The sequence below is a fragment of the Petrocella sp. genome (assembly GCF_059865615.1).
Window position 1 is genome coordinate 76964 of record NZ_JCBCDA010000102.1, and the last position, 11623, is coordinate 88586.

Below are 11623 nucleotides of genomic sequence, written 5' to 3' on the forward strand. Positions count from 1 at the left end.
CAAAAAACATGGCAGCATGTATGAAAATAATTTGTGAGGTGAGATGATGTCGAATACTAATTTGAAGATTATTGCTTGTATTACTATGTTAATTGATCATATCGGTGCAATACTTTATCCGGATGTCAGCCTTTTAAGAATGATTGGACGGTTATCTTTTCCAATATTTACATTTCTTATTGTTGAAGGTTTCCATCACACAAAAAATATCAAGAAATACGGTATAAGACTAGGTATTTTTGCCCTAATATCGGAAATACCCTATGACTTAGCTTTTCGAGGTAATTTTATAGATTTTTATAAACAAAATATATTTTTCACCCTTTTTCTTGGACTGGTGTGTTTATGGCTCTATCATCGTTATAAGGCTCATCAGCCTATGTTAGCCATGATGGCTGTACTTTTAATAGGTGCACTGAGTGTTATACTAAGAACAGACTATACGATTTATGGCATAAGTATGATTTTTCTTTTTGATTTTTTCAGGGATAAGAGAATCATCGCTTGTGGCGCCGTTGGAGCAATTAATTTCATGATGGGAAGTATGGTTCAGGGCTTAGCGATATTTGCCTTACCTTTGATATTGGCCTATAACGGCAAAAAGGGTATCCATTTGAAGTTCCTTTTTTATGGCTTTTATCCGGTTCACCTTATGGTACTTTATCTAATTAAAATAGTTTGGAAGTAATCAATCTGGGTAATTAAGTTGTAAGGGCTGAATATTTTCAATGCGATTAAGAAAACGACGGGCCTCGTACTTTGCCATAGGCAGATTCATATCCAGATAGTTACCACAATCTCTGGCACAGGCACCGGGTAAAGGGGCGTTGTAGTTAGCCATATACTCAAAGAGTTCATTAATTAACCCGACAATATGATTTGAGGTGAGGTCACCTTTTAGGATGAGATAAAAACCGGTCCGGCATCCCATTGGACCAAAATAAATAACTTGGTCACCATAAGTAGCGTGTTGTCTCAAAAAAGTTGCACCCATATGTTCCATAGCATGAACTTCGGCAGTTTGTAGAACAGGCTCAAAGTTAGGTCGTGTCATTCGTATGTCAAAAGTAGTTAAGGTATATTCACCGATATGGTCTTTTCTTGAGACATATATACCGGGCAATAATTCTAAATGATTGACGTTAAAACTTGGTATTTTATCCATAATATATTCCTCCTAAAGGGGTGTCATGATTTATATGCCTTATAGTTCATTAAAACATAGAAGCTTATTTTCGTAAAGACTTGAAATACTTTTATAAAGTATTTATAATAGGGCTACATCATTATAGATGGAAGGTGTTTGTATGTATAAGGACATAAATAAAGAAGAATGGCAACAACTATTCTTAATCTATGGCTTCGCGATCGAAGAAATCAAAATCATATTAAACAGACTCTATGAAACTTATGAAAGTCAAGGAGAAAGCAATCCGATAGAGCACATTAAGACAAGGCTAAAAAGCTATGAAAGTATTGCCAGGAAACTGGAACAGAAGGAAAAACCGGTAAATGTTGCTAATGCAAAAAGATATCTAAATGATATAGCTGGTGTTAGAATCATATGCGCGTTCACAGCGGATATTTATGGTATATTAGAAGTATTGATTCATCAGACAGATATTAAAGTTATTGCTATTAAAGATTATATTCTGAATCCGAAAGCATCAGGTTATCAAAGCCTACATATATTGGTAGATGTATGGGTTCAGCTATCGGATTGTGTAGAAAAGGTTCCAGTTGAAGTGCAAATTAGAACCATTGCTATGGATTATTGGGCAACGTTAGAGCATAAATTAAGATATAAGTACTTTGACAAAGCACCGGCACATATTGCTCAAGAACTCAAAAAATGCGCATCCATTATTAAAGACTTGGATCGTAAAATGATGACAATAAAAGAAGAGATTGATCGATATGAAGTTAAGAATATAGAAGGAAATTCAACCCGAAATATAGAAAAATAGGTGAAGTTTATGAATGGAACGGATTCTATCAAGAGACCTATAGAACATAATATGAAGGTCTTTTTGTTTGTAATTTTTTATATACCGATAGTAGCTAGCATGATTTATATGACAAATGAAATGGAATTAGGATTAGTGCAAGGTATATTGATCTTATCTCTAAGTGTTATATATTTATTCATACCCTCCTACCTCTACTTGAAGCATAGAAAGAAAGAACATGAAAGAATCAATCAAGCAATAGACGAAATGATGGCGCTACTTCAAAAGAAAGACGCAGAATTAAATGATAATCTGATTTTGGTTAGTAGATATAAGGAAGTTAAACAATTGGCCGACGCACTAACATCCTGGCAATCAGTTATAGAAGAAAAAGAAAAACAGCTGGTTGAAGAAAAAGAAAGATACAACCTTTTATATAGGAATATGGTTGAAAAAAGTATCCATTATGAAACCAATGAGTTGTGGATTGAAAGAATCATTGAAAATGGCTATGATGGGTTAATGATTACAGATAGTGTGGGAAAAGTGATACGATGTAACGAGGCTTTATTGCATTTGTTTTCAATTCCAAAAAATCGATTATCAATCTATAATTATTGCTATGAAATCTTCCATGAGAAAGACAAGATATGTGAAAAATGTAACAATGCATATGTACTTAGAACAGGCATTAAGCAAAGTAGACTTATTGATTTTGGAGATAGGATTATTGATCAGTTAACCATACCGGTTTACGACAATCAAAAGAGTATAAGTGCCTTCATCAAAACATATAGGGATGTGACAGAACAGAAAAAACTGGAGTTCAAAGTGAACCGGTCAACTAAGATGGAAGCCATTGGTCGACTAACCAGTGGCATATCCCATGACTTCAATAATATTTTACAAGTTATTTTAGGGTATTCAGATTTGGTTCATTATCATCTGGTAAAGTCAGAGCAAGATGAATTAGTAGCCAAAGTTAAAAACATAAGAGAAGCGGCATATAAGGCTGAAAGACTGATTAAGAAACTCATGATATTTAGTAAGATGGATCGTGTTCAAAAAGAGATTTTAAGCATAAACACATCAGTTGAAGAAATTGGCCATATGTTGGAACGAATTATCGGTGAAAGAATCAGCTTAAAATTAGAATTGGATTATCAAGTAGAAAAGATCATAGCGGACAAAACGCAAATGGAACAAATCATAGTCAACTTGTGTGTTAATGCCAAAGACGCCATCGGTGAATCGGGAGAAATCAGAATCAGAACCTACAATGTTATGAAAAAAAGCGGACAATTTGTTTGTTTGGAAGTATCAGATAACGGCACAGGTATACATGAAGATATTCAGAATAAGGTATTTGAACCCTTTTTTACAACAAAAGAGCTAGGGGAAGGTACAGGACTTGGTCTGGCTACGGTCCTTGGCATTGTCGAGAACCATGGTGGCACCATTGAACTCGACAGTGAAGTCGGACGCGGCACAAGCTTTAAGATTCTATTCCCTAATCAAAAAACAAGGCTTGTGATGATTGATCAACATAAGGAACATCATGTTCCTAGTAGTTTTGAGGGCCTGAAATTACTATTGATTGAAGATGACCGTATGTTATTGGAAGCAACAAAAACCATATTGGAAAGGATGGATATTCATGTATTGACCGCTGGGAATGGTCGTGATGCAATCAATGACTTTAGTCGATATAGCGATACACTGGATTTGGTTATTTTAGATTCCATCCTTCCGGACATTGAGGGTCTTAAGGTTTTTGAACAAATCCGTTCTATGAATAAGAAGATTAAAGTGCTGATGACAACAAGCTTCAATGATCCTACGATTATGGAGGCCAAATCTGTATTCAACCAACTTAAATTGATGCATAAACCATATACCAGTAAAGAATTGATGAAAGCTGTTGCTCAAACAGTATATGAATAAGGCTTTGACCTTGACTTATAACTGTGATAAACTATCAGAAGTTATGGAGACTACAAGTAAAATGCAAAGGATGGTAAAGGATGAATGAACAAGCGAATCAGAAGAAAATTATATTTAGCGGTATGCAACCAACAGGTGTTATTACCATTGGCAATTATTTTGGTGCATTAAAGAATTGGGTCAAGTTGCATAATGAGTACAATTGTTTATTCTGTGTGGTAGATATGCATTCTATAACCACAAGACAAGATCCTATCAAACTAAGAAAAAGTGCTAGAGAACTCTTGGCCTTATATATTGCGGCAGGCCTTGACCCGGATGAAAATCTAATTTATTACCAGTCTCATGTGCCTCAACATGCAGAATTGTCCTGGATATTAAGCTGTTTTACTTATATGGGTGAGTTAAACAGAATGACACAATTTAAGGAAAAGTCACAAAAAAGTGAATTGAACTTGAATGCAGGTTTATACACCTATCCCATACTTATGGCGGCAGATATTTTATTGTTTAAAACTGACTTAGTTCCAGTTGGCAACGACCAAAAACAACATTTGGAGTTGGCCAGAGATATAGCGAGTCGTTTTAATGGTATTTATGGCGATACTTTTACTGTGCCTGAACCCTATATAGCAAAAATGGGTGCACGTATTGCCAGTCTTCAGGAACCAACCAAAAAAATGTCGAAGTCAGATGAAAATCCAAATGCATATATTTCTTTGTTAGATGAACCAAGCGTCATTCGTAAGAAAATAAAAAAAGCAGTCACAGATTCAGATGCTTTGATTGCTTATACTGAAGAAAAAGCAGGTATCCGAAACTTAATTGATATTTACTGCTTGTCAAAGGACATTACCACAGATGAAGCATTAGAACATTTTCAAGGCAAGGGCTACGGAGAGCTTAAAGAAGAAGTGGCCGATGCCCTAATAGCTGAACTGGAACCTATCCAAAAGCGTTTTAAAGAGATATTATCAGACAAGGCATATCTTGACGGTATTATTTATAAAAATGCTGAGTCAGCAAGTCGGCTTGCACAAAGGACACTCCGAAAAGTCAAGAAAAAAGTAGGCTATCCTCAATAATTTCAGGTGCGCACTCTAAATGGTTGACAGTAGGACCAGATTTCTATAATATTAAAATCAGTAGCAACAACGGTACACCTTAGGATTATGATACCCGGTTACCCAATAATAACAAAAGGGGGCAAAAATTTTTATGGAAAAATTTTTTAAACTGAAGGAACATGGCACCAATGTAAGTACAGAATTATTGGCTGGATTAACAACGTTTATGACAATGGCTTATATACTCATTGTTAATCCCAATATTCTAAGTGTCACCGGCATGGACAAGAACGCACTTTTTACAGCAACAGCGGTAGCGGCGATTGTAGGTACCTTATGTATGGCTCTGTTTGCCAACTATCCCTTTGCTTTGGCGCCTGGGATGGGTTTGAACGCCTACTTTGCTTTTAGCGTCGTAATTGGTCTTGGCTATTCATGGGAGATTGCATTAACAGCGGTTTTTGTTGAAGGTATTATCTTTATACTCTTAACAGCGGTTAATATTCGAGAAGCTCTATTTAATGCCATACCTCTTAATTTGAAATACGCTGTAAGCGCCGGTATCGGTCTCTTTATTGCTTTTATCGGGTTCCAAAATGCCGGTATTGTTGTAGGTTATGACGCAACATTGGTTGCTCTTGGTGACCTAACCTCTTTGCCGGTGGTGTTATCGATTTTAGGTATCTTACTGACCGGACTTTTGGTTGTTAAAAAGGTAAAAGGTGCCATCTTAATTGGTATCCTAGGCACATGGATTCTAGCCATGATCACTGAGCTTATAGGTTGGTATGTGCCGGACTTTATAGCCACCTTCCCAACCATTCCATCTACTATTATGCAGGCACCCCCTTCGTTGGCGCCTATTTTCTTCCAATTAGACTTTAGTCAGGTATTGACTTTAGACTTTTTAGTGGTGGTCTTTGCTTTCTTATTTGTAGATTTATTTGATACACTAGGAACCTTAATCGGTGTTTCCAGTAAAGCAGGGTTCTTAGATGAAAAAGGTAATTTGCCAAAAGCAAAACAAGCTTTATTTGCAGATGCAGTGGCAACAACAGTTGGTGCCGTTCTTGGTACCTCTACCACAACCACTTACATAGAATCTGCAGCCGGTGTTTCAGACGGTGGTAGAACAGGATTAACAGCAGTTTCAACAGCGGCACTTTTTGCAGTTGCTTTATTCTTCTCACCAATTTTTTTGGCTGTACCAGCTTTTGCAACAGCACCTGCTTTGATTATCGTTGGATTCTATATGATGGAATCTGTTACTAAGATTACCTTTAGTGATTACTCAGAAGCCATTCCTGCATTCTTGACCATGATTGTAATGCCTCTTACCTATAGTATATCAGATGGTATCGTCTTTGGCTTTGTGTCCTATACAATCATTAATCTTTTAGCAGGAAAATCAAATAAACTGAGTATATTGATGTATGTCGTTTCCATATTGATGGTTGTCAATTTCATCATTTAAGGGTATAATAATCCTTAAAGTAGTGTTAAAAGGTCAAAACAAAGTAGTAAATTTAATTAACGTTTTATCTCCATATGACTGGCGGAAAGTGGGAGCACCCACAGGGAGTATGGAGACACTCTGATTATCAGAGTAAGAATGCCGACCGCCTGGGCGCTGAACCTATTAAAGTTCACGTGCTTGGGCGGTCTTTTTTATTGTTTTTCATCAAGATTGTTTCGAGCAAGCAGAAGAAAAGGAGAATTAATGATGATGGAACAATGGCATGGTTTTAACCAAGGAGATTGGACAAAAAGTATCAATGTAAGGGACTTTATCATGAAAAACTACACACCTTATGAAGGCGATGATGGTTTTTTGAAGCCGGCAACGTGTCGGACAACAGAAATGATCAATCGGCTGGAGGCCCTAAGACTTGAAGAAGAAAAATGTGGCGGGGTTCTTGCTATAGACACTCAAACCGTATCATCACTTTTAACCTTTAACCCAGGTTATTTGGACAAAGAACATGAGAGAATTGTTGGTTTGCAAACCGATGAACCCCTGAAAAGAGCAATTAATCCCTTTGGCGGTATCCGTTTAACAAGAAGTGCATGTGAAGCCTATGGTTATAAACTAAGCCGAAAAGTGGAAGAAGAATTTACATATAAAACAACGCATAACGACGGTGTCTTTAGAGCCTATACCGAAGAAATGAAAAACGCTAGACGCATTGGTGTCATAACAGGTTTACCGGATGCCTATGGTCGTGGTCGTATCATCGGTGACTATCGACGTGTAGCTTTATATGGTGTTGATTTTCTTATTCAGAAAAAGAAAGAAGATCAAGCATTACTCGGCCAAGTTTCAATGGATGTGGATAACATTCGTTTGTTGGAAGAAGTCTATCGACAAATTGATTTCTTGAAAAAACTAAAAAAAATGGCAGCAACATACGGACATGATATCAGTAGTCCTGCTGGAACGGCTATGGAAGCCATACAATGGACATATTATGGGTATCTAGGTGCTATAAAAGAACAGAACGGTGCAGCCATGAGCCTAGGTCGTGTTAGTACTTTCTTGGACATTTATATTGAAAGAGATTTTATACTGGGAAGATTAGATGAGGTTGCGGCTCAAGAGCTGATGGACGATTTGGTTATAAAACTAAGAATGGCGAGACAGCTTAGAACCGTTGAATACAATGAGCTTTTTGCAGGTGATCCTTTATGGATTACAGAAGCTATCGGCGGTATGGGTTTGGATGGACGTACATTGGTAACAAAAAACAGTTATAGAATGCTCAATACCCTGTATAACCTTAATCCATCTCCGGAACCGAACATGACCGTTTTGTGGTCAAAAGACCTTCCGGAAGCCTTTAAAAAGTATTGTGCAAAAGTCTCTATTGAAACGGATTCAGTTCAATATGAAAATGATGACTTAATGCGAGAGCGCTATAAGGATGACTATGCAATCGCCTGTTGCGTATCAGCCATGGAACTGGGTAAGCAGATGCAATTTTTTGGTGCAAGGTGTAACATGCCCAAAGTTTTACTCTTGGCTATAAATGGCGGTATGGATGAAGCAACAGGTATTAGAATAGGACCGGAAATGGAGCCAATAGATAGTACTATTCTAGACTATGAAGCGGTTAAGGAACGTTTTGAAATCTATCACAATTGGTTGTGCAAGCTTTATGTGAATACAATGAACATTATTCATTACATGCATGATAAATATGCCTATGAGAAATTACAAATGGCCTTACATGATACCCATGTTGAACGACATATGGCCTTTGGTATGGCAGGGCTTTCCGTCATGGCAGATGCTTTTAGCGCTATCAAGTACGGCAAGGTTGAAGCGATTCGGAACGAAGAAGCTTATATTTATGACTTTAAGACATCAGGTGACTTCCCCACATTTGGCAATAACGATGATCGCGTGGATCAGATTGCAGCCGAACTAACCACTAACTTCATTCTTGAATTAAAAAAGCATAAGACCTATAGGGATGCTAAACATACCTTGTCTATATTAACCATAACCTCTAATGTGGTATATGGTAAGAAAACAGGCGCTACACCGGATGGAAGAAGATCAGGAGAAGCCTTTGCACCAGGTGCTAACCCCATGCACAAAAGAGATCAAAATGGTGCCCTTGCCTCATTGAGCTCCGTTGCAAAAATCCCTTATGATAGTTGTAGGGATGGTGTATCTTGTACTTTTTCAATCCAACCCAAAGCCCTTGGAAAAGAAGATGAAAGCAGGCAATCAAATCTTGTAGGTATATTGGATGGTTACTTTGATGCCAATGCCCATCATCTTAACGTGAATGTGTTAAACAAAGAAAAGCTCATGGATGCCATGGCTCATCCGGAAAAATATCCAAACCTGACCATTCGTGTTTCTGGTTATGCAGTGAATTTCAATCGACTTAGCAAAGAACAACAATTGGAGGTCATAGGAAGGACCTTCCATAATATGATATAAGAAATGGTTAAGAAACCCCATTCACCTAATACAATTAAAGGAGTTATGATTATGAGAGCATTGATAAGTGTTTCGGACAAGACGGGCATTGTTGAATTTGCAAAAGCTTTAAGAGCATTAGACGTAGACATTATTTCCACAGGAGGAACAGCGAAGGTACTAGAAGAACAAGGCGTTGAGGTTATTGGTATATCGGATATCACTGGGTTTCCTGAATGCTTAGATGGTAGAGTAAAGACTTTAGACCCCCACATTCATGCTGGACTATTAGCAAGACGTGATAACAAAGAGCATATGGCGCAAATACAAAAACTGGGCGTAACACCAATTGATCTTGTTGTGGTGAATCTGTACCCTTTTAAAGCAACCATTCTAAAAGAAGGTGTGGAGCTGGATGAAGCCATTGAAAACATTGACATAGGTGGGCCAACTATGTTACGGTCTGCAGCCAAGAACTATCAAGACGTATCGGTTATTGTTGATCCGGCAGATTATGAAGTGGTACTTAATGAATTAAAGACAGGGAAGAGGGTTAAGAAGGAAACCAATTTTTACTTAAGTTCAAAGGTGTTTGAGCATACCAGTAGCTATGATACACTCATTGCTGCTTATATGAGGAAGCAAAGAGGCGCAACTGAATTACCGGAAGTGATTACCATGACCTTTGAAAAAGTTCAAGACATGCGCTACGGGGAAAACCCCCATCAACAAGCAGCTTTTTACAAAGAAGTTGTGAATACAAAAGGCATGTTAACCGATGCCGTTCAGCTTCATGGTAAAGAACTCTCTTTTAACAACATCAATGACACCCATGGTGCACTTGAATTGTGTAAAGAATACAGTGAACCGACAGTAGTAGCCTGTAAACATGCAAATCCATGTGGCGTAGGCAGTGGTAGTGACATATATGAAGCGTACATGAGAGCATATACCTCAGATCCTAAATCCATTTTCGGTGGTATCATCGTGGCCAATAGAGAAATTGATTCAAAAACAGCCCTTGAAATCAATAAGATTTTTATTGAAATCGTAGTGGCACCAAGCTATAGCGCAGAAGCCCTTGAGATATTAAGAGGAAAGAAGAATATTCGATTATTACAACTTGAGAATATTGAAGTGAAGCAAGCAGATTCAGCTTATGATTTGAAGAAAGTCAGTGGTGGTTTACTGGTTCAAACCATTGACAATGTACTGTACGAAGGTGAATTAGAAGTCGTAACAGATCGTAAGCCAACACCTAAAGAACTGGAAGATTTAAAATTCACATGGAAAATCGTGAAATATGCAAAATCCAATGGTATTGCCATAGGTAAAAACAAACAATCTCTTGGTGTAGGACCGGGACAAGTGAATCGGATATGGGCTTGTAATCAAGCCATAGATCACTGTAAGGAAGCATTAGGTGATACGATACTAAACGGTGCATCTTTAGCATCTGACGCATTCTTTCCTTTCTCAGATTGTGTAGAGGCAGCAGCAAGGGCGGGCATTACAGCTATCATTCAACCTGGTGGATCCATGAAGGATCAGGAATCCATCGATGCATGTAACAAGTACGGCATAACCATGGTCTTTACAGGCATGAGACATTTTAAACACTAAGACTAAAAAAAGCCATATTTTATTGGTCATTATTTCAAAGCAAAAAACCTTCACATAGGGTTGTTTTATGATATAATTTGTTAGAACCTATAAAACTTATTAGTAAATGGTTAGGCGTCAATTTGACACCTAACCATATATGAAACAATAAAATAGATGGTGTTAGTATTTAACCATCTCAATAAAATGGAGGTAATGCATATGTTAGTATCTGCAACGGAGATGTTGAGAAAAGCGAAAGCAGGGAAATACGCAGTAGGTCAGTTTAATATCAATAATTTGGAATGGACAAAAGCAGTTTTATTAACGGCTCAGGAGAACAATTCACCGGTTATTTTAGGCGTATCTGAAGGTGCCGGTAAGTATATGGGTGGGTACAATACCGTTATGGGTATGGTCAAAGGTATGATACATGATTTAAAAATCACTGTACCTGTTGCGGTTCATTTAGATCATGGTTCAATGGATGGTGCCAAAAAATGCATTGAAGCTGGATTTACATCAGTCATGTTTGATGGATCGCATTATGACATTGAAGAAAACGTTACTAAAACCAAAGAAATCATAGAATTAGCCCATTCAAAAGGTATTTCCGTAGAAGCGGAAGTGGGCTCCATTGGTGGCGAAGAAGACGGTGTCATCGGATCTGGTGAAATTGCAGATCCACAAGAATGTAAAAGAATAAATGATCTTGGCGTAGATATGTTAGCCGCAGGCATTGGAAACATTCATGGTGCTTACCCAGAAAACTGGGCAGGTCTTAGCCTAGATACACTTGAAGAGATTCAAAAGTTAACAGGCGATCGTCCTTTGGTACTACATGGCGGAACAGGTATTCCAGATGCGATGGTAAGAGATGCCATCACCCTAGGTGTATCCAAAATCAATGTAAATACAGAATGTCAATGGACTTTTGCAGCTGCAACCAGAAAATATATCGAAGAAGGCAAAGACAAAGTAGGAAAAGGTTTTGACCCACGTAAGTTGCTAGCACCAGGCTTTGAAGCTATCAAGGCAACCGTAAAAGAAAAGATGATTTTATTTGGATCAATCGACCAAGCATAATAGTTAGATGATTTAGCATAAAAAGGAGTAGATCTTTAGGGTTT

The 11623-nt window shown here is 37.7% G+C and carries 9 protein-coding genes and 1 riboswitch; of the genes, 8 read left to right on the top strand and 1 reads right to left on the bottom strand.

Annotated elements, in window-relative coordinates; genetic code table 11:
• The first annotated feature begins 46 nt into the window (after nucleotides 1-46).
• Entirely contained in the window at nucleotides 47-688 is a 642-nt protein-coding gene (locus AC6F8J_RS11020) for a TraX family protein (RefSeq protein WP_275842718.1), read from the top strand.
• On the opposite strand, the gene AC6F8J_RS11025 is transcribed toward AC6F8J_RS11020, so the two are convergent.
• Entirely contained in the window at nucleotides 689-1165 is a 477-nt protein-coding gene (locus tag AC6F8J_RS11025) for an S-ribosylhomocysteine lyase (protein ID WP_500723376.1), read from the bottom strand.
• A gap of 142 nt (nucleotides 1166-1307) precedes the next feature.
• Here AC6F8J_RS11025 and AC6F8J_RS11030 point away from each other — a divergent pair, with 142 nt between their 5' ends.
• The 7 genes from AC6F8J_RS11030 (at nucleotide 1308) to fba (ending at nucleotide 11579) form a co-directional block, all read left to right on the top strand.
• Nucleotides 1308-1967, top strand: a complete 660-nt coding sequence (locus tag AC6F8J_RS11030) for a RelA/SpoT-related domain-containing protein (protein WP_500723378.1) — start codon at nucleotides 1308-1310, stop codon at nucleotides 1965-1967.
• Nucleotides 1968-1976: 9 nt separating this feature from the next.
• The gene (locus AC6F8J_RS11035; RefSeq protein WP_500723380.1) at nucleotides 1977-3893 is read left to right on the top strand and encodes an ATP-binding protein; all 1917 of its coding nucleotides are present in this window, start codon (nucleotides 1977-1979) and stop codon (nucleotides 3891-3893) included.
• Between the two features lie 80 nt (nucleotides 3894-3973).
• A complete protein-coding gene (trpS, locus tag AC6F8J_RS11040; RefSeq protein WP_500723382.1) occupies nucleotides 3974-4978 on the top strand; it encodes a tryptophan--tRNA ligase in 1005 nt (334 codons plus the stop codon).
• 133 nt (nucleotides 4979-5111) lie between these two features.
• Nucleotides 5112-6434 carry a solute carrier family 23 protein gene (locus AC6F8J_RS11045; RefSeq protein WP_500723384.1) on the top strand — a complete coding sequence of 441 codons (1323 nt, stop codon included), beginning with the start codon at nucleotides 5112-5114 and terminating at the stop codon, nucleotides 6432-6434.
• Between the two features lie 64 nt (nucleotides 6435-6498).
• A riboswitch (ZMP/ZTP riboswitch) is annotated at nucleotides 6499-6596 on the top strand.
• Nucleotides 6597-6683: 87 nt separating this feature from the next.
• Nucleotides 6684-8912 (top strand): formate C-acetyltransferase, encoded by a 2229-nt coding sequence (pflB, locus tag AC6F8J_RS11050; RefSeq protein ID WP_500723386.1) that lies wholly within the window; start codon nucleotides 6684-6686, stop codon nucleotides 8910-8912.
• Nucleotides 8913-8963: 51 nt separating this feature from the next.
• A complete protein-coding gene (gene purH, locus AC6F8J_RS11055; RefSeq protein ID WP_500723388.1) occupies nucleotides 8964-10514 on the top strand; it encodes a bifunctional phosphoribosylaminoimidazolecarboxamide formyltransferase/IMP cyclohydrolase in 1551 nt (516 codons plus the stop codon).
• Between the two features lie 201 nt (nucleotides 10515-10715).
• On the top strand, nucleotides 10716-11579 hold the full coding sequence (gene fba / locus AC6F8J_RS11060) for a class II fructose-1,6-bisphosphate aldolase (protein WP_500723389.1): 864 nt from the start codon (nucleotides 10716-10718) through the stop codon (nucleotides 11577-11579).
• Nucleotides 11580-11623 lie beyond the last annotated feature (44 nt).

Excerpts from the sequence above, each read along its gene's own strand:
- AC6F8J_RS11020 (WP_275842718.1), top strand. The coding sequence starts at position 47 with ATGTCGAATACTAATTTGAAGATTATTGCTTGTATTACTATGTTAATT.
- AC6F8J_RS11025 (WP_500723376.1), bottom strand. The coding sequence starts at position 1,165 with ATGGATAAAATACCAAGTTTTAACGTCAATCATTTAGAATTATTGCCC.
- AC6F8J_RS11030 (WP_500723378.1), top strand. The coding sequence starts at position 1,308 with ATGTATAAGGACATAAATAAAGAAGAATGGCAACAACTATTCTTAATC.
- AC6F8J_RS11035 (WP_500723380.1), top strand. The coding sequence starts at position 1,977 with ATGAATGGAACGGATTCTATCAAGAGACCTATAGAACATAATATGAAG.
- trpS (WP_500723382.1), top strand. The coding sequence starts at position 3,974 with ATGAATGAACAAGCGAATCAGAAGAAAATTATATTTAGCGGTATGCAA.
- AC6F8J_RS11045 (WP_500723384.1), top strand. The coding sequence starts at position 5,112 with ATGGAAAAATTTTTTAAACTGAAGGAACATGGCACCAATGTAAGTACA.
- pflB (WP_500723386.1), top strand. The coding sequence starts at position 6,684 with ATGATGGAACAATGGCATGGTTTTAACCAAGGAGATTGGACAAAAAGT.
- purH (WP_500723388.1), top strand. The coding sequence starts at position 8,964 with ATGAGAGCATTGATAAGTGTTTCGGACAAGACGGGCATTGTTGAATTT.
- fba (WP_500723389.1), top strand. The coding sequence starts at position 10,716 with ATGTTAGTATCTGCAACGGAGATGTTGAGAAAAGCGAAAGCAGGGAAA.